The organism is Brevundimonas sp. PWP3-1b1, assembly GCF_049896065.1.
Taxonomy (GTDB): domain Bacteria; phylum Pseudomonadota; class Alphaproteobacteria; order Caulobacterales; family Caulobacteraceae; genus Brevundimonas; species Brevundimonas intermedia_B.
Genome location: NZ_JAFCTO010000001.1, coordinates 880,773 through 900,986, shown reverse-complemented (window position 1 = coordinate 900,986; position 20,214 = coordinate 880,773). Strand labels below are relative to the sequence as shown.

The 20,214-nt window shown below is 66.1% G+C and carries 20 protein-coding genes; 8 read left to right on the top strand and 12 right to left on the bottom strand.

From position 1 onward, the window contains the following. Positions 1 to 3: 3 nt before the first annotated feature. The 6 genes from ACP69V_RS04405 to flgK all read right to left on the bottom strand — a co-directional run bounded on the left by ACP69V_RS04405 (position 4) and on the right by flgK (position 8,061). Positions 4 to 780 (bottom strand): ABC transporter ATP-binding protein, encoded by a 777-nt coding sequence (locus ACP69V_RS04405; RefSeq protein ID WP_346496558.1) that lies wholly within the window; start codon positions 778 to 780, stop codon positions 4 to 6. Continuing rightward, positions 777 to 1,892 carry an ABC transporter permease gene (locus ACP69V_RS04400; RefSeq protein ID WP_346496556.1) on the bottom strand — a complete coding sequence of 372 codons (1,116 nt, stop codon included), beginning with the start codon at positions 1,890 to 1,892 and terminating at the stop codon, positions 777 to 779. Before ACP69V_RS04400 ends, ACP69V_RS04405 begins: the two co-directional genes overlap by 4 nt. 229 nt (positions 1,893 to 2,121) lie before the next feature. After that, complete coding sequence (locus ACP69V_RS04395) at positions 2,122 to 3,681, bottom strand: UdgX family uracil-DNA binding protein (RefSeq protein WP_426022806.1); 1,560 nt, start codon at positions 3,679 to 3,681, stop codon at positions 2,122 to 2,124. After that, positions 3,681 to 4,919, bottom strand: coding sequence for a putative DNA modification/repair radical SAM protein (locus tag ACP69V_RS04390; protein ID WP_426022805.1), 1,239 nt, complete (start codon positions 4,917 to 4,919; stop codon positions 3,681 to 3,683). Before ACP69V_RS04390 ends, ACP69V_RS04395 begins: the two co-directional genes overlap by 1 nt. Before the next feature lie 62 nt (positions 4,920 to 4,981). Continuing rightward, a complete protein-coding gene (locus ACP69V_RS04385) occupies positions 4,982 to 5,947 on the bottom strand; it encodes a flagellin (RefSeq protein WP_426022804.1) in 966 nt (321 codons plus the stop codon). Further along, complete coding sequence (flgK, locus tag ACP69V_RS04380; protein ID WP_426022803.1) at positions 5,944 to 8,061, bottom strand: flagellar hook-associated protein FlgK; 2,118 nt, start codon at positions 8,059 to 8,061, stop codon at positions 5,944 to 5,946. The genes ACP69V_RS04385 and flgK overlap by 4 nt, the downstream gene beginning before the upstream one ends. Positions 8,062 to 8,470: 409 nt before the next feature. On the opposite strand from flgK, the gene ACP69V_RS04375 reads away from it, so the two are divergent. The 6 genes from ACP69V_RS04375 (at position 8,471) to ACP69V_RS04350 (ending at position 15,351) form a co-directional block, all read left to right on the top strand. Next, the gene (locus ACP69V_RS04375; protein WP_426022802.1) at positions 8,471 to 10,447 is read left to right on the top strand and encodes a flagellar hook-length control protein FliK; all 1,977 of its coding nucleotides are present in this window, start codon (positions 8,471 to 8,473) and stop codon (positions 10,445 to 10,447) included. Positions 10,448 to 10,451: 4 nt separating this feature from the next. Then, entirely contained in the window at positions 10,452 to 11,180 is a 729-nt protein-coding gene (locus ACP69V_RS04370; RefSeq protein WP_426022801.1) for a flagellar hook assembly protein FlgD, read from the top strand. 48 nt (positions 11,181 to 11,228) lie between these two features. Beyond that, entirely contained in the window at positions 11,229 to 13,019 is a 1,791-nt protein-coding gene (gene flgE, locus ACP69V_RS04365; protein ID WP_426022800.1) for a flagellar hook protein FlgE, read from the top strand. Between the two features lie 172 nt (positions 13,020 to 13,191). Then, positions 13,192 to 13,476, top strand: a complete 285-nt coding sequence (locus ACP69V_RS04360) for a DUF1153 domain-containing protein (RefSeq protein ID WP_026108337.1) — start codon at positions 13,192 to 13,194, stop codon at positions 13,474 to 13,476. A 92-nt stretch (positions 13,477 to 13,568) separates the two neighbouring features. Beyond that, positions 13,569 to 14,777, top strand: coding sequence for a tRNA 2-thiouridine(34) synthase MnmA (gene mnmA / locus ACP69V_RS04355; RefSeq protein ID WP_426022799.1), 1,209 nt, complete (start codon positions 13,569 to 13,571; stop codon positions 14,775 to 14,777). Continuing rightward, on the top strand, positions 14,770 to 15,351 hold the full coding sequence (locus tag ACP69V_RS04350; protein WP_426022798.1) for a hemerythrin domain-containing protein: 582 nt from the start codon (positions 14,770 to 14,772) through the stop codon (positions 15,349 to 15,351). Before mnmA ends, ACP69V_RS04350 begins: the two co-directional genes overlap by 8 nt. 4 nt (positions 15,352 to 15,355) lie before the next feature. Here ACP69V_RS04350 and ACP69V_RS04345 read toward each other — a convergent pair whose 3' ends face one another. The 3 genes from ACP69V_RS04345 to ACP69V_RS04335 are packed head-to-tail and all read right to left on the bottom strand — an operon-like array spanning position 15,356 to position 17,004. After that, complete coding sequence (locus ACP69V_RS04345; RefSeq protein ID WP_426022797.1) at positions 15,356 to 15,706, bottom strand: VOC family protein; 351 nt, start codon at positions 15,704 to 15,706, stop codon at positions 15,356 to 15,358. Between the two features lie 57 nt (positions 15,707 to 15,763). Then, positions 15,764 to 16,465: a YafY family protein gene (locus ACP69V_RS04340; protein WP_346496532.1), complete on the bottom strand. Its 702-nt coding sequence runs from the start codon at positions 16,463 to 16,465 to the stop codon at positions 15,764 to 15,766. Between the two features lie 50 nt (positions 16,466 to 16,515). Then, positions 16,516 to 17,004, bottom strand: a complete 489-nt coding sequence (locus tag ACP69V_RS04335; protein ID WP_426022796.1) for a winged helix-turn-helix transcriptional regulator — start codon at positions 17,002 to 17,004, stop codon at positions 16,516 to 16,518. Positions 17,005 to 17,183: 179 nt separating this feature from the next. Between ACP69V_RS04335 and ACP69V_RS04330 the strand changes: the two genes are divergently transcribed. Both ACP69V_RS04330 and ACP69V_RS04325 read left to right on the top strand, forming a co-directional pair. After that, complete coding sequence (locus ACP69V_RS04330; RefSeq protein ID WP_426022795.1) at positions 17,184 to 18,032, top strand: thioesterase family protein; 849 nt, start codon at positions 17,184 to 17,186, stop codon at positions 18,030 to 18,032. Positions 18,033 to 18,089: 57 nt separating this feature from the next. Further along, positions 18,090 to 18,368, top strand: coding sequence for a hypothetical protein (locus ACP69V_RS04325; protein ID WP_135195210.1), 279 nt, complete (start codon positions 18,090 to 18,092; stop codon positions 18,366 to 18,368). Here ACP69V_RS04325 and ACP69V_RS04320 read toward each other — a convergent pair whose 3' ends face one another. The 3 genes from ACP69V_RS04320 to queC are packed head-to-tail and all read right to left on the bottom strand — an operon-like array spanning position 18,369 to position 20,100. Beyond that, the gene (locus tag ACP69V_RS04320; RefSeq protein ID WP_426022794.1) at positions 18,369 to 18,737 is read right to left on the bottom strand and encodes a 6-pyruvoyl trahydropterin synthase family protein; all 369 of its coding nucleotides are present in this window, start codon (positions 18,735 to 18,737) and stop codon (positions 18,369 to 18,371) included. It lies immediately after the preceding gene. After that, a complete protein-coding gene (gene queE / locus ACP69V_RS04315; protein WP_426022793.1) occupies positions 18,737 to 19,372 on the bottom strand; it encodes a 7-carboxy-7-deazaguanine synthase in 636 nt (211 codons plus the stop codon). The genes ACP69V_RS04320 and queE overlap by 1 nt, the downstream gene beginning before the upstream one ends. Further along, positions 19,369 to 20,100, bottom strand: a complete 732-nt coding sequence (gene queC, locus ACP69V_RS04310) for a 7-cyano-7-deazaguanine synthase QueC (RefSeq protein WP_426024030.1) — start codon at positions 20,098 to 20,100, stop codon at positions 19,369 to 19,371. Before queC ends, queE begins: the two co-directional genes overlap by 4 nt. Positions 20,101 to 20,214: the final 114 nt, after the last annotated feature.

Here is a 20,214-nt window from a genome sequence, read left to right as displayed (position 1 = left end):
TCCTCAGGCCGCCGTCTTGGTGGCTGCGCGACCGCGCGGCCCCAGGAAGTATTCCTTGATCCACGGATGGTCGGAGCGTTCCAGCTCCTGCACCGTGGCCTTTTCCACGACTCGCTTGTCCGCCAGCACCGCCACCTTGTCACAGATGGCGTACAGCGTATCGAGGTCGTGGGTGATCATGAAGACGGACAGACCCAGGTCGTCCGCCAGTTGCCGGATCAGCTCGTCGAACGCCGCCGCCCCGATGGGATCCAGACCCGCCGTCGGCTCGTCCAGGAAGACCAGTTCCGGGTCCAGCGCCAGGGCGCGCGCCAGGCCGGCGCGCTTCTTCATCCCGCCCGACAGCTCGGCGGGCTTAAGGTGATGGTGCTCGGGCTTGAGGCCCACCATGGCGATCTTGAGTTCGGCCAGCTCATAGATGATCGCCTTGGGCAATTTGGTGTGCTCCACCAGCGGCGAGGCGACATTCTCCAGCACGCTCAGCGACGAGAACAGCGCGCCCTGCTGGAACAGGATGCCGGTGCGGCGCTCGATGTCCGCCGACTGATCGTCGGTCAGGGTCGCGCGGTCGTAACCCAGGACATTGACCGTGCCGCCCTCGGGCTCCTTCAGGCCGATGATCGTGTTCAGCAGCACGGTCTTGCCCGCGCCGGATCCGCCGACCACGCCCATGACCTCGCCCCGCACCAGGTCGAGGTCCAGGTTCTCGTGAATCGTCCGCTCGCCGAATTGGCTCAGCAGGCCGCGCACCTCAATCATGTTTTCCGGTGCATCGGTCATATGTTCAGCTCCAGGAAGACCAGGGCGAACACGGCGTCCAACAGGATGATGGCGAAGATCGCCTGCACCACGGCGGCCGTCACGCGACGGCCCAGGCTCTCGACATCGCCGGCGACCGACATGCCCTGGCGGCAGCCGATGGCGGCGATGACCAAGGCGAAGACCGGCGCCTTCACCAGGCCGACCATCATATGCTGGGCCATGGTCCCGTCCTCGACCAGGCGCTGGAAGAAGAAGGCAGGGCCGAGATTCAGCGAGGTCCAGCACACCACAAGGCCGCCCATCAGACCGCCGATCATCCCCATGAAGGTCAGCAGCGGCAGCATCAGCACCAGGGACGCCACACGCGGGATCACCAGGGCCTGGAACGGATTGACGCCCATGACCTGCATGGCGTCGACTTCCTGGTTCATCCGCATCGAGCCGATTTCAGCCGCGAATGCGGACGCCGAACGCCCTGCCAGCAACACCGAGGCGATCACCACGGCGAACTCGCGGAACATGGCCACGCCAATCAGCTGAACAGCGAACACCTGGGCGCCGAAGTCGGTAAGCAGGTCCACGCCGATGAAGGCGACCACAGCGCCGATGAAGAAGTTGGTGATCATGACGATCGGGATGGCGTCCAGCCCGGCCCGCTCGGCCTGGCTGACCCAGGCCGGCCAACGAATGCCGCCGGGGTGTTTGGCCGCCTCGACGACAGCCGCCATCAGCCGCCCGAGGAAGGCCAGCGACAGCATCGCCTCGCCGCCGAAATCATAGACGCCCCGGCCGATCTTGGAGAAGGTCCGGATAAAGGCGCTGGGGCGTTTCGGGGCCGGGGCGCTCTCGCGCTCCAGCAATTCGATCATGTGGTAGATACGACCAGCCTCGGGCCGGTCCTTCCACTGGCTCTTGGACAGACGCCCGCTTGAGGCCTGTACCAGGGCCAGGGCGCCGGCGGTGTCGAACCGGCCCAGATCGGCAGTATCGATACTGGCGATCTCGCGGCCTTCCAGGTCGCGGCTCAGCTCGGTCGGCAGACGGCCGAGCGCCGTCGTCGTCCAGTCACCGGACAGGCGCAGATTGGCCGCGCCGTCCGCGTCCACGATTTCATACTGAGGCTGGCTCATCGGGCCTCGAACGACCGGTCTGACATCGCGATCTTCCCCAGGCCGCCTCTCCAGGCAGCCGAAATCCCTACCGCGCTAATGGTCAAGCGGGCAGATGATGTCAACGCGCGATGACATTCGCGCGGATGTTTGTCGTTCGACCGTGTCGAGACCGCATCCCCCAATCGATTTTCCCAACTGTCACGCTGGCGCTGATGCCAAACGCAGCCGAACGGGATTCGTTCTCGGATCAATCCATACGACACCGAACCGCGACCAGATCGTCGATGAACAGCCGACGCGCCTGAGCTTTAGCCTCCGCATCGGGCAGGCGCAGCAGATAGGAGGGATGTACGGTCAGGACGGCGGTCGATCCATGCTCCAATGCGATCGGCGCGCCGCGTTCCTGCATCACGGCGGGCTTGCGCCCCAGCAGCGCCAGACCGGCCGTCGCGCCCAAGGCCAGCACCACCCTGGGCTTGATCAACCGCCGCTCCGCATCCAGCCACCAGCGGCAGGCTTGGACCTCGCCCGCGTTCGGCGTCTTGTGCAGACGGCGCTTGCCGCGCGGCTCGTGCTTGAAGTGTTTGACGGCGTTGGTGACATAGACATCGGATCGGTCGATGCCCGCCTCGGCCAGCGCCGCGTCCAGCACCTGACCCGCCGGCCCGATGAAGGCGCGGCCCGCCAGATCCTCCTGATCGCCCGGCTGTTCGCCAACGATCATCAGACGCGCCGTCGCCGGTCCCTCTCCGCACACCCCCTGGGTCGCGTCACGATAAAGGGGACAACGGCGGCAAGCCTGAACCCCGTCCTCCACATCCGCCAGACTTTCGGGCACAGCCTCGGCGTCCGGCCGCGCGGCATGCAGGTCCGGCGCCGTCAGGCGCGCGAAACGCGGATTGGGTTCGGGCGCGGGCGCGGCGACCATGGTCTCGGTGCGAACCGACGAGGCGGCGATCAGTTCCGGGATCAGCGCGGCCTCGGGCAGGTTCTTCCAATAGGACTTGGCCATCTCGCCCTGCATGGTCTTCACCTTCAGGCGCGCGGGATTGAAGGTCGAGGCGTAGTAGGTCTTCCAGAAATCCTCGATCTCGTCCTCGGCTGGCGCCATGTCGCGCGTCGCGGGCGGGCCGAACCGCAGCGTCTCGCCGTCCCAGAAGGCCGAGCCGTCCGGTGTCAGGATCGACCACCGCATGGTCGTGAACCGTCGCTGGAAGAAGGGCGCGGTCTTTTCAAGCACGCGGTGCGGCGGCTCGAACCACGCCACCCACGCCTCGCCGCGGTCGTCATGCACCTGGCGAAAGCGCACGAAGGCCTTCATCTTGTGGGACGCCCGACTGACGTTCTTCACCCGCTCCAGCGCGTCCGCCACATCGCGGTCCGAGATCACCTTGATCAGATCCGGTTCGTCCCGCAGGCGCCACAGCAGCCGATACATTAGGTCGAACCGGTCAGCGGATCGGTGCAGGATCAGGTTCTGGGCCAGATCGACGAAGGCGGCGGGGACGGTGAACTCACTCTCTTTCCGCTCATCCCCACTCTCATCCGTCATCCTCGGGCTTGTCCCGAGGATCCAGACTCCCGGTGTTTCCGCCGTGCCCCCCGTCTCCGTCACGGCGTATGGATCCTCGCCACAATGGCGAGAATGACGAAGGGTATCGGGATCGTCGAACAATCCCCCCTGCTCCTGCCCGCCGCGCACCACGAACCGCGCCGCCGCCGGCTCCACGCCCGCCAGCCGCAAAGCCCGCGCCGCCTTGCGCCAGCCGTCGAAGTCCGTTTCGCCGTCCAGCATCGCCGTCGCCATCAGAACAGGCTCAACTGCTCGGGCGTGCGGCTGGTCACGCGCGCCCTCAGGTCCGCCCCATCCGTCAGCCCGCCCGGCGTCCAGTCCAGCGCCGTGATGAACGGCCGGATTTTCGCCACCGACCGCGTCAGCCGCCCGACATCCTCAAGCCGCAACGTCCGATACCGCCGCACCGATACGATCCGGTCCACCGCCTTCACGCCCAGCCCCGGCACCCGCAGCAGCATCTCGCGCGGCGCCCGGTTCACATCGACCGGAAACTGCTCGCGCTTGTTCAGCGCCCAGGCCAGTTTGGGATCGACCGCCAGGTCCAGCATGCCGTCCGATGCCCCTTCCCCGATCTCTGGCGCGGAAAAGCCGTAGAACCGCATCAGCCAGTCGGCCTGATACAGGCGGTGCTCGCGCATCAGCGGCGGCTTGGACAGCGGCAGGACGGCGCTCGAATCCGGGATCGGGCTAAACGCCGAATAGTAGACCCGCCTCAACCCATAGCCGCCATACAGCGACGCGCTGCGGTCCAGGATTTCGGTGTCCGGCGCGCCGTCGGCGCCGATGATCAGTTGGGTGCTCTGACCGCCCGGCGCGAACTTCGGCGGCTTGATCTTGTCGCGTTTGCCCGGCTTGGCCGCCTCGACGCCCAGCCGCACCTGGCTCATCGCCTTCTTGATGACGCCGACGTCCTTTTGCGGGGCCAGTCGGGCCAAGGCCTCGTCGCGCGGCAGTTCGATATTGGCCGACAGACGGTCGGCGTACAGGCCCGCCATCTCCACCAGCTTGGGATCCGCCTCGGGGATCAGCTTCAGGTGGATGTAGCCGCGAAAGTCGTGAACCTCGCGCAAGGTCTTGGCGACCAGAACCAGCTGCTCCATCGTATGGTCGCCGGATCGGATGATGCCCGACGACAGGAACAACCCCTCGATATAGTTGCGCTTGTAGAAGTTCAGCGTCAGGTCGACGACCTCGTCCACATCGAACCGCGCCCGCTCCACGTTCGACGACACGCGATTGATGCAATAGGCGCAGTCATAGATGCAGAAGTTGGTCAGCAGTATCTTCAGCAGGCTGATGCACCGCCCGTCCGGCGTATAGGCGTGGCAGATGCCCATACCCTCGGTCGAGCCGATCCCCTTGCCGCCGACAGAGTTCCGTTTCGACGTCCCCGACGACGAACATGAGGCGTCGTATTTCGCCGCATCAGCGAGGACGGACAGTTTTCGACGCAGATCGAGACGAGCCATCGTTCATGATACGTTCTCGCTCGGGAAAAGGTCTAGCGTAGCCTTGGAATAATTTTTCGCTGCTAGCGCAGCAGGTTGAGCAGCGAGCTGATCTTTAGCGAGTTGATGATCTGAGCCGACGCCTCGATCGCGACCTGGGCCATCTGCAGATCGGTGATGGCCTGGGCGGGATCATAGCCGGACTTGTCCTGCATCATCTTCTCAAGCGCGTTCTTTTTCCCTTCCTGCGCGTCCAGGGCCGATCCGACGTGGTTTTCCATCAAGCCGTTCTTGGCGTTTTGATTGGTCAGGCTCTCGTTGGCCTTGTCCAATTCGCCCATCTGCGCGGTCAGGAAGGCGGAAATGTTGGCGTCAGGCTGGCCGGTCAGAGTGCCGGGGCCGGTCGGCGTATAGGTCACCCCGTTGACCGTCACCGGCGTTCCATTCTGGAAAGCCTGCATATTGCGAAAGACGTCGGTCAAAGGCCCGCCCAGCTCATTGGCCAGGAAACCGGTCTCTACGGTCGTCTTCTCGTCGATCCGCGACTTTTGTTTCAGCGTGTCGTTGGCGAAGGTCGAGGCGGCGGACGGGGCGGCCGCAAGGTCGGTCATGGTCGCGGCCGTCGCCGGCGCCACGTCGCTCTGGCCGCCGGCGAACAGATAGACCCCCTGATGTTGGGCGTTCAGACCGCCCTGAACCGTCTGATAGTGCAGACCAAGCTCGGTCATCAGATTGTCGATCCGTCCCGCCGCCAGGCTGGTGGCGATCGCCTCGCGTGCGCCGGTCCCGCCCTCTGCGATCCGGCTCATGGCCAGGTCCTGCGCGCTCAACCGCGCGGCTACGGTCTCCCCCGTGGCGATGAAACCGTCCAGCCGCGCCTGAGTCGAGGTCAGGCTGGTCAGTTGCTCGGCGCCCCGACCATAGCCGGACATGTCGGTGGCGATTTTGCCGCTGTCGATCCGCTCCTGCGCCTGCTGCGCGCGGTTCTGGGCATTCATCAGACTGAGGAGTGCCGACTGATAGTTCGCGTTGGTTGCGACGCGCGTCATTGCATAATTCCGATCAGAACGTCGTACATATCCTTGCTCGCCTGGATCAGCCGAGCGGAGGCGTTATAGGCCTGCTGGAAGGTGGTCATATTGACCAGCTCTTCATCCATATTGACGCCCTCGGCTGACGTGCGGCGACTGTCCGCCTCCTTGGCCAGGGCGGTGGCGGTCTCGCTGCGGGTCTTGGCCGCCGCCGCCTTGCCGCCGATCTCGCCGGCGAAATCGGACGCATAGGCCGACAGGGTCTTGACGCCCCCGGCGTTTCCTCCGGCAGCGCCGAAAGCGACGTTGCGCTTGCCCGCGTCGCCCAGAAGCAAACCGCCGCGGCCGTCGTTCTTGCTCAGCGCGGGCGTTCCGGCCGCAGCCGACAGGTTCAACTGAGCCAAGGCCAGTTTGCCGGGATCCTGCTGAATATCGCTGCGCACAGAATAGGCGCCCGCGCGGGTGGCGCCTGTCCCGCCCAAGCCGAAGATTTGCGACATCGACAGACCCGACGGATCCTGGGTCGTGCCGTCCTTCACCACGCTCATCGTCGTGGAGGCAGGATCGTAGGCTTTGAACGCCAGCTTGCCCGAAGCATCCAGGCTGAACGAGCCATATCGGCCGACGCCCATCACCGGGTCGTTCAGCGCCGACAGCATCTCGCCCACTGTGCCCGTGCCCGCAGGCATCGCAACCGTGATGTCCCGCTCCCGCGAACCGGAGCCCCCCGCGATCCGGAACGTCAGGCTTTCACCCGCATCGAAGCCGTGCTGCGAAGCCAGGGTTAGTCCCGTCTCGTAGAATGTGGGCGTCGTGGTCGAGACCAGATCGTTCAGACCGAACCAGTGCGAGAAGCCGCGTCCACCCTTGTCGCTGGGCGACGTCGCGTCGTCGGCGATGGCGACCCCATTGCCGCCCACGCCCGTCATTTGCAGCTTGCCTTCGGAGAAGCTGGCCGTCGCCGCCCCGCCCATCTGGGCGTTCAGAACGGTGAGGAAGGTGGTCGGATCCGCCGCCACGCCGTTGATCGTCATCGTCGCGCCGGAGAAGACGATGTCGGCCGACGCCTGCACCACGCCAGCCGCGTCCACCGCCGTGATCGTGGTCGTGCCGGTAAAGCCCATCAGAGCATTCTCCAGCGACTGCCCCGTATTCCGCCCCGTCAGCGTAGTCGGCGCCGGCACGCTGCTGTTGGCGTTGTGAGCGCGGTTCAACTCGTCCGCCAGCTTCGCCGTCAGCTCGCCCAATCTGGCGGCGGCCGCTGGGGCGTCGATGTCGCGCATTTCGACCAGGCCACGAATCTGTCCCGAAGACACGCCGTCCAGCAGCGGCCATCGCGTGCCGCTGGGCTCGGTGATCATGATGTCGGAGAAGGCCGTCGTCGCATCGACGGTCCCGGCGGACTGGTACGACAGTGTCGCATGGCCCTCGCCCACAAGGGTCGTGCCGGTGTTGGTCCGCAGAGTCACGCCACCATTGGCGCGCTGCTCGACCCGCACATCCATATATTGCGACAGCTCGTTGATCAGGCTCAGCTGCGCGTTCTGGGCGCCGGTCACATCTTGGTTGATCACCGATCCCGAGGCGATCGTCTTGTTCAGCTTGTCGATCTGCTCCAGCAGCGGATTGACCGTTTCTATCGCGCTCTGCAACCGGCCGTCGGCCTCTTGGCGCGCGGCCTGAATCTGGCTGGCGATCCCCGCCGCCTCGTTGAACATCGACTGGGTCTTGTAGATCGTGTCCTGGCGCGCGGCGGAGGAAGTGGGGCTTTCGGCAAGGGTCGCGTAGCTGGCGAACAGCTTGTCGACTTGGGCGAAGAAGTTGCTGTCGCTGCTGGGATCGCCGAACTGGTTCTGGATCTGGTCGTACAGCTCATAGCGCACGCCCTGACGCGCTGCATCCGCACCGGCGCTCCACCCGGCCGCCTGCAAGAACCGGTCGGTCGCCAACCGCACCCGCGTCACATCTACGCCAGCGCCATATCCACCCGTGACGGCGGCCGACTGGTCGGCGATCTTGCGGACGTAGCCGGGCGTATCGACGTTGGCGATATTGTCGGCGGTGATGCGCAACTGGGCCTGCGCGGTCTGCAGGCCCGACGTCGCGATGTTCATGATCGAGTTCAGCGACATGGACGCATCTCCCCTGCCTCACCCGGCAAGCCCTGCACCATCACGCGCAATTCTTGCCCAGCCACACGCCGTTCCCGCTCATGCAGAGCGTTGTTTTCAAAAGAGATCACAGATCGGACAAGCGTCATGATCGGAAAGATGCGCAAGGGCCGGGCCAACTGCGTCACCGCTCCCGTCATCCCGATCTAAGGCCGCGTTGCGCGTCGGATGCAGCCAGCCGCCCAGCCGGGCAAAAAGTGGCGACGGCGCGGCAATAAACGACCATCGCCCCGCTTTCGCCTCAGCAAAATACGGTGATTTCCATTGTTTTTGCTGGGTTTATTTCATGGCCCAACCCTTGCGTTGAAGAGGGCGAACCCTTGGGCGCAGCAGGTGCCGCCTTCTCCGTTTCGAAAGCCGCCTACGCTTCATGCCGACCGCCTCCGCCCTTCTTGCGCCTGTCGCCCCGGTTTCGACCGGGACGGGCTCGGCTGCACCCGGCGCGACGCAGGCGGACATCGGCCTGTTCTCAAGCAAGATCGCCGGCGTGCTGGACGCGGCGCTGGGGGGTGAGCAGATCACTGCGCCTCCCGCCGGCCGCCTGACGTCGGCCCAATCGCTGGGCGCGCTGCTGGTCCAGGCGAACGCAGGCAAGACCGACACTGCCGTTGCCGATCCGGATGCGGAGGCCGTCGTCGCGCCTGAGACGGTCGCCGTCTCGAAGGACTCCCTATCCGCCGAGGATGCGGTCATCGACGAGGAAGCCGCGCCTGCCGATACGAAGCCTGGTGTCGCCTCAACCGACGCTTCCACGGCGACGGTTACACCTCCGATCACGCCTCCCGCTGTACCACTGACCCCCACCACTACGACACCGCCGTCGATCGCGGCGCCCGAGGCATCCGAAGCGAACAGCGAAACGCTCGAACCCACCACGGCTGATGCCGCCTCGGTCGTCGGCGCCGCCGTTCTGCGGCCTTCCGAATTCCAGACGGGCATGGCGGTTGCGCCTGTCGTGTCCGCTGTTCCCGCCAAGATCCTGGCCGGCTCTGAACCGGACGCCGATGGGGAACAGACCGCCGCGACGAAGGTGTCGGGTGTTCCTGCCAGCGACGCTCGCTCTATCGAAGCCGCCGTCTCGCCCCCCACGACGACACCGGTCGAGGTGAAGATCCCATCGCCCGTGAACACCGCAGTTCGCGCCGAGGCGCCGCCTGCGCCCGACGCGGCGAAGATTGAACCGGCGGCCTCGCCTGTTTCTGCGTCGAAACCGTCGGAAGCCGCCCCGACGTCGGGTGATCGGCCAATGGGTGCTGGGGAGGCCAAGCTTGCCGCGCCGCCGCCCTCGCCGCCTCCGGCAGCCGCTCCCCAAGGTGAAAAGCCGGATGGTCGGTCAGAGGCTGCAGCCGCCGCTCGGTCCCAGCTCGCCCAGGCACTGACGGCCGCCCAGATTCCCACGGCCCAGGTCCAGGTCTCGGTCGCCGCTGCAGCACCCAAGGTCGTTCAGCCTGCCGCCATTGATCTCGCCGTTGCAGCGGTCGCAGCACAGGAGGCGTCCGCGGACGTTGAACCTGCCGTCGCGCCCGACGACATCGCCAAGGCTGACGATGATGCGTCCGAACCGACGAAATCCCAGACGCTCCCGCCCGTAACGCCGCAACCGACGCCGATCCGTCCTGCGCGGCACGAGTTGGCGCAGCGCGTGGGCGTCGACGTGGGCCCCGCGCATTCCGACAAGGGCGAGACAGCGAGCGCCGCAGCCCCCTCAATGGCCGACGCCGGTGCGTCCGCCGCCCAACTGGCGGCCCAGCCTGCAGGCGCATCCGCCCCAGCGGTCGCTTCCGCACCGGCTCATGCCGCAGCCCAGCCGCCCGCCGAGCCGCCGACCAGCGCCGTTCCCGCAGAGACGCAACCGATCCAGCAGGCTGCGGCGTCAGAGCGCGACCTAGGCCTTTCGACCCTGTCTCGCGCCACGGTCGAGACCACCGCCCAGCTCGCCGCACAGATCGCGCGCAAGCTGGACGGGCGCTCGACACGGTTCGACATGGTCCTGACGCCCGAAGATCTGGGCCGCGTCGATGTGCAGTTGGAGATCGGAAAGGACGGCCAGCTTTCGGCCCGCCTGGCCTTCGACAATCCTGCGGCGGCGGCCGATCTCAAAGGCCGCGCGGACGAACTTCGTCGCCAGCTTCAGGACGCCGGCTTCCAGGTCGCGAGCGATGCGCTCGACTTCTCGCAGCGTGATCCGTCCTCCGGCGGCGGCGCCTTCGAGCGTCAGCAGCAACGCAATGCGCTGTTCGCAGGCGGCTCTCGCCTGGCGGCTCAGGCCGACACCCCCATCGTCCCGGCGCCCGGCGCCTGGATCAACCATTCCATGACGCCCGAGCGCGTCGATCTGAAGGTCTGACCCCATGGTCGACGCCATCTCAACCGCCGACGCCTCTGGTCGTCTGAACAGCAGCACCACCATGCTGGCCTCGAACTTCGAGACCTTCCTGACGCTGCTCACGACGCAGATGAAGAACCAGGACCCGCTGTCGCCGCTGGATTCCAACGAGTTCACCGGACAGCTGACCCAGATGGCCGGGGTCGAGCAACAACTTCTGACCAACGATCTGCTGACCAGTCTGCTGTCGGCTCAATCCGCCGGTGGGCTCGACAACGCGTCCAACTATATCGGCAAGAGCGTGACCGCCGCCTGGACGGCGACCGAGTTCAACGACGGCAAGGCCTCCTGGGCCTACGAACTGGGCGCCGACGCCGACAAGGCCACGTTGCAGGTCGTCGACAGCAAGGGCGCCGTCGTCTGGGAAGGCGCCGCGCCTGACAAGACTTCCGGCCTGCACACCTTCGACTGGGACGGCACGCTGAAGGACGGCGGCAAGGCCGAGGACGGCGGCGTCTATACCCTGAAGGTCGCCGCGACAAACGCCACCGGCGCCAAGATCGATGCTCAGGCCCTGATCCAGGGTCGGGTGACCGGCGTCGAAATGTACAACGGCGCGCCGTACCTGGTGATCGGCGACTCCATCCTTCCGCTTTCGACCGTGATCTCGCTGAACGAGATCAAGGCGCAGGCCGACAACGACACCGACGATACGGAGAATCCGAACGTCCCCACCGAGGAGGCGGCCGCATGATGCGATCCGCCGCCTTCCCGATGACCTTCATTTAAGGAGCGTTCTACGATGAGCCTCAACAGTGCAATGCTGGCCGGCGTTTCCGGTCTCGCCGCCAACTCCGCCGCCCTGGCGGCCATTTCCCAGAACATCGCCAACGTCAACACCGTGGGCTACAAGCGCACGGCCAGCGAGTTCCAGACTCTGGTCAACAGCCAGTCGGCCTCCGGCGGCAGCTATTCGGCCGGCGGCGTCACCACCAACACCCGGTCGTTCATCGGCCAGGAAGGCCAACTGCAGCGCACGAGCGAGAGCACCGATCTCGCCGTCAGCGGCCAGGGCTTCTTCGTCACCACGACCCAGGCCGAGGGCGTCGGCGCCACCGACAGCCGCCTGTTCACCCGCGCCGGCGCCTTCCGCGTCGACAAGCAGGGCTATCTGAAGAACAGCGCCGGCCTGTATCTGCAGGGCTGGCCGGTGGACTCCAACGGCGAGATCGCGACCGACCCGTCCGACCTGTCGCGCCTGCGCTCGATCAACATCGGTTCGGTGGGCGGCACGGCCGAACCGACCACTCGCGTCCAGATCAACGCCAACCTGCGCTCGACCCAGGTCGCCACCCCTGCCGGCAGCGCCAGCTCCTATACGGAACCCTCGACGCCCCCCACCGCTACCGATCACACTGTGGACGTCAAATACGAACCGGTTCGCGACCCGCTCGTCGCCGGGGGTTATGTGCCCAACCAGTATACCGTGAAGATCAAATCCGGCACGCAGACCGCGACGGGCCTGGCGACGTTCGATCCCGCCACCGGCAACATCACGTCGTTGACGATGAACGCCCCCAACAACGGCACGATGACGCCCGTGGGGACGACAGCACTCACGTTCACTCCCGCGACCGGCGCGCCTTTCACGATGGACCTGTCGGACATCGGGCTCGCCACGAATGTCGCCGCCACCCAGAAGTACGACCCGAAGTCGAACTCGATGGCCGAATACAATGCGGACGACGACGCGCCCACTGGCGTGAAGCCGGACTTCAAGATGAACATTCCGGTTTCGGACTCCAAGGGCGGCCAGCGCAACCTGGAAATCCGCTTCCTGAAGAGCGATGAGCCGAACATCTGGTACGCCGAAGTCGTCGCGGTGCCCGCCGACGACGTCGTGACGGGGGGCGCTTACTCCAACGGCCAGATCAAGACCGGCAAGATCGCCTTCACGCCTTCGGGTCGTCTCGACGTCGAGACCATGCAAAACTGGCCCGCTGGCACGGGCTTGTTCGACGATCCGACCCAGGCGACGCTGAATTTCGGTGAGTCCGATCCCACCCAAGTCATCGACCCCCTGGTCGCGGCTGACAACTACCTGGTCAAATGGGCCGACGGCTTGGGCATCGCCGCCCAGACCGTCACGCTGGATCTTAACACTTCGGCGGGCGGCCTCAGCCAGCTGAACACGGCCTCGGTGGTGCAGTCGACCGTCACCAACGGCACGGCATTCGGCAATCTGAGCGACATCACGATCGACGAGGGCGGCTTCGTCACCGCCATCTTCGACAACGGCGTCATGCGCCGCATCGCCCAGGTCGCGATCGCCACCTTCCCCAGCCCCGACAGCCTCAAGGAAGTCTCCGGCAACGCCTATTCGGTCAGCCTGCAGTCCGGCACCTTCAACCTGAAAGCCGCAGGAACAGGGGGCGCAGGCACCATCGCGGCCCAACAGCTGGAGTCCTCGACCGTCGATCTGTCCGCCGAATTCACCGGCCTGATCACAACCCAGAGGGCCTATTCCGCCTCATCCAAGATCATCACCACGGCCGATGAAATGCTGGCCGAGCTGATCAACATCAAACGCTGATCGGCGAGTAAGTAAGCGTTAGTCTCGATGAATCGTCGCGCAATCAAGGTTTACAGAGTCGTTCGGGAAGGGACGGATTTTATTCGTTCCTTCACCACGACGCTTAAACGGACCTTAGTCGGGCCGGCCTACCTTCATGACACTACGGTGTTGGTGAAAGAGGCATAAGCCCATGTTGCAAGAGCGACGCCTGAATAGCAAAGGCGAACAATACGTGGTCGGACCGACTGGCACGCCCCTGACCCTGAACGATCTGCCGCCGTCCAACACGGACCGGTGGGTGATCCGCCGCAAGGCTGAAGTCGTCGCCGCCGTTCGCGGCGGCCTGCTCAGCCTTGACGACGCCCTGGCGAAATATCGCCTGACGGCCGAAGAATTCCTCGCATGGCAGAAGGCCATCGATAAGTGGGGCATGCAGGGTCTGCGCACGACGCGGATCCAGAGCTACCGCTCCTAAGGGTTTCCCCGAAGACGAAGAAGGGCCGCATCCGGAGACGGGTGCGGCCCTTTTCGTTTGCGGGCCTCGAAATCGCGCCGGTTCCGCACTAAATGGCCGCAATGACACTGGTCGAAGACATCTGCGCTATTCCGAACATCGTCCGCACCGACATGGATGCGGCGGTCGAGAGCGCGCGGGCGGCGGTGGGCCTGCCGGTCGGGGCCCGCGTCGTCGCGGCCATGTCCGGCGGGGTGGACTCCACCGTCGTCGCCGCCCTGCTGCACAAGGCAGGCTATGACGTCGTCGGCGTGACCCTGCAACTCTACGACCACGGCGCGGCGCTGAAGAAGAAGGGCGCCTGCTGCGCGGGCCAGGATATTCACGACGCGCGACTGGCCGCCGAGATGATCGGCATCCCCCACTATGTCCTGGACTACGAAAGCCGGTTCAAGGACGCCGTGATCGACCAGTTCGCCGATAGTTATCTGAAGGGCCAGACCCCGGTCCCCTGCATCCGCTGCAATCAGACGGTCAAGTTCCGCGACCTGCTGGACGTCGCCCGCGACCTGGGCGCCGAGGCCATGGCGACCGGCCACTACGTCCGCCGCGCCGCCGTCGGCAATCGCTCGCAGATGCGCAAGGCGATCGATCATTCGCGCGACCAGTCCTATTTCCTGTTCGCGACGACCCAAGATCAGCTCGACTATCTGCGCTTCCCCTTAGCCGATCTGGAGAAACCCCAGGTGCGCGGCGTCGCCGCCGAACTAGGGCTGAAGATCGCCGCCAAGCCGGACAGCCAGGACATCTGTTTCGTCCCCTCGGGCGACTATCGCACCCTGATCGACCGCCTGCGTCCGCAGGGGCGCGAGGCCGGCGAGATCGTGCACATGGACGGCCGGGTGCTGGGCGCCCACGCCGGTATCACCGACTACACCATCGGTCAGCGCCGGGGGCTGAACGTCGCCGTGGGCGAGCCGCTGTTCGTGACGAAACTGGAGCCGGATACGCGCCGCGTCATCGTCGGCCCGCGCGAGGCCCTGCTGACCGCGTCCCTGACCTTGGAAGAAACCAACTGGCTGGGGGACGAGGCGACCATCGTCGAGGCCGCCAAAGCCAACATCCCGGTCCTGGCCCGCGTCCGCTCGACCCGTCAGCCCTCGCCTGCCCGCCTCGCCATGATCGACGGCGACGTCCGCATCGTCTTCGATGACGGCGAAGAAGGCGTGGCTCCCGGTCAGGCCTGCGCGCTGTACGACCCCGCCGATCCCGACCGGGTCCTGGGCGGCGGCTTCATCTCGGACACCACGGCCGTTGTCTGACCCCTCCGGCGATCCGCTGCACCTGCACGCGCGCGCCGGCCTGCCCGACGACATGCGGGTGCTTCTGGCCGACTATCCCAGAGACCGCTGGGGCGAGCCGACCCTGGCGGAAATGGCGCGCTTCTGGCTGGGGGTCCACGAGAACTTCCGACGCCAGCACGCCCATATGGTCGCCGTCGCCGACCACTGGCGCGCAGGCCACACTGACCTGCCCGGTCTGCACGGCCGTCTGATCCCCACGGTGCAGCGGTTCCTGCAGCATCTGGACATGCACCACCGCATCGAAAGCGGTCAGTATTTCCCGACCTTCCGCCGGGTCGAGCCCCGCATCGCCCACGGGATCGACCTGCTCGACCGCGACCATGACGTCGTTCACGAGGACATCGACCGTCTGTTCCAAGCCGCCGTCGCCTTCCACCAGGATCTTCAGGCCGGCGCCCCCGCCGCCAACGACCGCGCCAGCGTTCTGGCGGACGTCATCGGAACGATGGGCCCGCACGTCCTTCGCCACCTACGCGACGAGGAAGAGATCGTCATTCCCCTGATCGCCACGCGAGGCGACGAGATCGCCTGACCCCTCACGCCGCCACGGCATACACCCGCAGCCGATGACCGTCAGGGTCGCCCGCCACGAAGCTGCGGCCCGGCTGCATATCTATCGGCGGCGTCAGGATGCGCGCGCCCCGGTCCCACCAGTCGATGTGGGCCTGATCGACGGCGGCTGCGCCATCCAGGGGGAAATCCACCTCGCACACCTCGCGCCGATCGCCCGCGCACCGCAACAGGCCCAGCGCACGGCCCGAACTCAGCACGAACAGAGCCCGATCCGGCCCCGCCATCACCGGCCGACATCCGAGCAGACCCCCATAGAAGCGCGCGCTGGTCTCGGGATCCGCAACGGCCAGAAGAATGTCTTCGATCTCGATCATCAGCCCGTCCCTTGCTCCAACACGACGGAGCCTAGCCGGTCCTGCTGCCAGTTTCCGTCAGCAGCCTTCGGACGATCTCGACCTTTCGTGCGCTTCGCGCCAGGTCTTCATCAGGGCTTGCCGGCGCGCAGGATAGCGGGCCTCCATCACCTCGGCCTCGACGATGCGGTCGGTGCGGAAGCTGCGGAAGTCGCCGCGCAGTTCGCACCAGGCGATCAGCAGTCGCACCCGGTCGAAGAAGGCCAGGGCGAAAGGCCAGACCACGCGTTCGGACGCCGCGCCCGCCTCGTCGCGATAGCACAGCCTCAGCCGCCGCTCGGTGCGGATCGCCTTCCTCAACAGCCCCGGATCGACCTGATCCGCCGGGAACGGCGCGCCCGGCACGACCAGCAGGGCCGAAGTCTCCATCTCGTCGCGTAGATCGGGCGGCAGCACCGCCGAAATCCGCCCCAGGGCCGCCAGCGCCGCATCCCGCATGCGCGGATCCGCCCGGTCCGCCACCCAGCGCGAGCCCAGCACCAGGGCCTCGATCTCTTCCGGCGTGAACATCAGCGGCGGCAGCATGAAGCCGGGCTTCAGCACATAGCCGACCCCCGCCTCCCCCTCGATCGTCGCGCCTTGCGCCTGCAGGCTGGCGATGTCGCGATAAAGGGTGCGCAGGCTGACGCCCATCTCATCCGCCAACACCTGCCCGCTCACCGGCCGACGATGCCGCCGCAGGACGTTCAGCAGATCAAGCAGGCGTTCGGACCGGGACACGGCGCGACCCTAGCAGACTTGCTGCCAGAAAACGGCAGCAGCAACCAAGCCTAGGCGGCTTCCTTCGGCATCACATCACCCACCGTCGGCCGATTCTCGGCGCGGGTCAGCAGGATGTCCCGGGGTTTGACGATCTCATTGCAGCAACCGCAGGCGATGCGCGGCGTCAGGGTGTGTCCGCAGGTCTTGTGGACCATGTCGATGCCGCTGTCGGCGTCGCCATAGACGTGTTTGGCGCCCCAGCCGTGCAGGGTCACCAGCACGCCGTACAGATCCTTGCCTTTGGCGGTCAGGACATATTCGTTGCGTGGCGGGCGTTCAGAATAGAGGCGCGGCTCCAGCACCCCATGCTGGACCAGGCTTTTCAGACGGGCGGCCAGGACGTTGCGCGCCACGCCCAGATTGTCCTGCCACTGTTCGAACCGGCTGACGCCGTTGAAGGCGTCGCGGATGACCAGCAGGGTCCAGGGGTCGCCGATCACCTCAAGCGTGGCGGCGATGGAGCAGCTTTGGCGGCTGTAGTCGGCGGTGCGTCCCATGGGCCGAAAGTGACCCCGCGTCAGGCGTTTGGCAAGGGTTGCAAATCCGAACGCTCCAAGTCAGTCTTGTTTGGAAACGGACGTGCGGACCTCGCGGTTCGTCGCCTTGTTCCTTAGACTTCGGCGGAAGATCTTCATCAGGTCTTCCGCCGCCTCTTCGCTTGAAGCAGGATTGCGCAATGACGATGCCGATCTCTCTCGACGCCGCCCTGGCTTTTCAGACTCTGGATGACGGCGGTCTGTCCGCCCCGGTGCCTGGCCATTTCTCCAATGGCCCGTCGGGCATGGCGCCGGAAAAGGGCTTTCCGTTCGGCGGCCTGCTGGCGGCCCTGTGCGCCCAGTCCATGCGCCAGGGTCTGGCTCTGACCGCGCCCTTGCGCACACTGTCGGTGCAATACCTGTCGGCGGCGAAGTTCGGCGATCAGGTGGCCTTTCGCCCACGCCTGCTGCGCGGCGGCCGCAACGTCGTCTATGCGGCCGTCGAGGCCGAACAGGACGGTCGCCTGACCCACCACGCCACGGGCACATACGGACTGGACGGAGCCACGCCGCCCGTCACGCCCCTGCACCTGCCGCCCCCGCCGCTGGACAGTCTGAACCCCAAGGCGACCATCCACGGACCCATGGCCCCGCATTTCTCGCAACATGTCGAATATCGGTTCGACGGCGGCCCCAACATCCTGGGCGGCAACGAAGGTCGGCCCGCGGTCGAGCGCTCCTGGATGCGGATGGCGGACGGCCGGGCGCTGGACGAGGTCGGGCTCTGCTACCTGCTGGACGCCCTCTATCCGCCGGCCTGGACCCTGTCGAAGACGCCGACGGCGATGACGACCGTGGACCTGCGGATCGACATCCTGACCGATCCGACGCCGCAGACGGCGCCCAACGGCTGGGCCTTCTTCGAGTTCAGGATGCTGGACCTGGGTCTGGGCTGGACGGTGGACGAGGCCGCCGCCTGGGGCGCCGATGGAACCCCGCTGGCCCTGTCGCGCCAGCGCCGCAAACTGCTGCCGCAACGCACGGCCTGAAGTCAGCCCTCATTCATGATTATCAGCGACTATTCCAAATCTCTGGAGTCGTCCCTCATGCGTCGTCGAAATCGCCTCGTTTCCGTCTCTCAAGTCGTCGTCGTCCTGGGGGGGTGTCTGATGCTCCAGGGCTGCCTGGTCGGCGCTGTCGTCGGAGGCACTGCGGCAGTCGTCGGCGGGACGGCCAAGGCAACCGGCGCGGTGGTCGGCGCCGGCTTTGACGCGGTCACCACCTCGGACGAGGAGACCAAGCTGCGCCGCGAGCGCGAACAGCGCGACTACGAACGCGAGCAACGCCGCTGCGAAGAGCGGCAACGCCAGGGCAAGCGCTGCTGATTAAAGGCTCAGCACGCACCGCTCGTTGATCGTCGGCCGCGCCACCTGAACCCGACACAGGCCGGGCCAGTCGGGCTGCAACGTCTTGACGAACCACAGACACAGGTTCTCCAGGCTGGGCAGTTCCAGCCCTTCGTGTTCGTTCAGCATGCCGTGATCCAGCGTCTCCGCCGCCGCCTTCAGCGCCCGATCCAGCGCGCCCAGATCGGCGACCCAGCCGTGCTCGGCGTCCAGCACCTCGGACCGCACCGTCGCCTCGACCGTGAAGGAATGGCCGTGGACGCGGCGATAGATGCTGCCCTCGGGTTCGTTGGGAAAGTGGTGGGCGGCGTCGAAGGTCGCCTGTTTGGTGATCTCGAAGACGGGCATTAGCGGACGCCGATATACTTGTGTGTCTGGACGCTTAGGCGCCACTGGGGGTGGGTCAGGCAGTATTCGATGGCGGCGGCGGTGTTCGCCGCCTGGTCGGGGCCGTCCATCGGCTGGAGCCAGAACCGTTCGAAATCAAGGTGTTCGAACCGGTCCGGCAGGGCCTTGGCTTGCGGATAGACCAGCTTCAGCTCCGCCCCGTGCGTCTGAACCACTGCCGCATCGGCCTTGGGACTGATGCATATCCAGTCGATGCCATCGGGCGCGGCCAGGGTGCCGTTGGATTCGATGGCGATCTCGAAACCGCGCGTGTGCAGGGCCTGGATCAACGGCGGATCCAGCTGCAGCAAGGGTTCGCCGCCGGTGCAGACCACCAGTTTCGGGTCACCCTCGCGTCCTCGCCACATCGCCGCAACATGATCGGCCAACAGGTCCGCCGTGGCGAACTTGCCCCCGCCGTCCCCGTCCACGCCGACGAAGTCCGTGTCGCAGAAGCTGCAGACGGCGCCGGCCCGATCCTGCTCGCGCCCGCTCCACAGATTACAGCCGGCGAAGCGTAGGAAGACCGCCGGCCGGCCCGCCTGTCCGCCCTCGCCCTGCACCGTCAGAAAGACTTCCTTGGCCGAATAGGTCACGTCTTGGCGCCCTGGGATGCGACCCAGTCTTCATAGCCCGCCGCGCGCAGCTCGCAGGCCGGGCATTCGCCGCAGCCATAGCCCCAGGCGTGACGGTACGTCCGGTCGCCCAGATAACAGGTGTGGCTTTGCTCGATGATCAGTTCGACCAGTTTGGCCCCGCCCAGCGTATCGGCCAGTTCCCAGGTCTGCCCCTTGGTCAGCCACATCAGCGGGGTGTCGATCACCACCGGCTTGTCCAGCCCCAGCGACAGGGCCCGCGCCACGGCCTCAATGGTCTCGTGGCGGCAATCCGGGTAGCCCGAGAAATCCGTCTCGCACATGCCGCCGACCAGCACCTCCAGCCCGCGCCGATCCGCCAGGGCCGCCGCCGCCACCAGGAAGATCAGATTGCGCCCCGGCACGAAGGTGGTCGGCAGGCCGCGCGCATCCATCTCGATCTTGCGGTCGGCGGTCAGGGCGCTCTCGGCGATCCGGCCGTATCCGGTCAGGTCCACCACATGGTCGTCACCCAGCCGTTCGGCCCATTGCGGCAGGGCCGTCTTCATCCCTGCGCGCACGGCCTGGCGCGCCTCCATCTCGACCAGATGACGCTGGCCATAGTCGAAGCCGACCGTCTCGACCCGGTCGAACCGCTCCAGCGCCCAGGCCAGGCAGGTCGCGCTGTCCTGCCCGCCGGAGAACAGAACCAGAGCCGATGTGGGGGTCTTTTCCAGGATGACGCTCATGACGAATCTGCGGTCGGCCGGTCGGCCGCGCGCATGCACAAAGAGATGGAGACCCAGATGGGTCAGGCGGGCCTCATACACCAGACCCGGATGCGGTGCAAAATCACCGTTTGC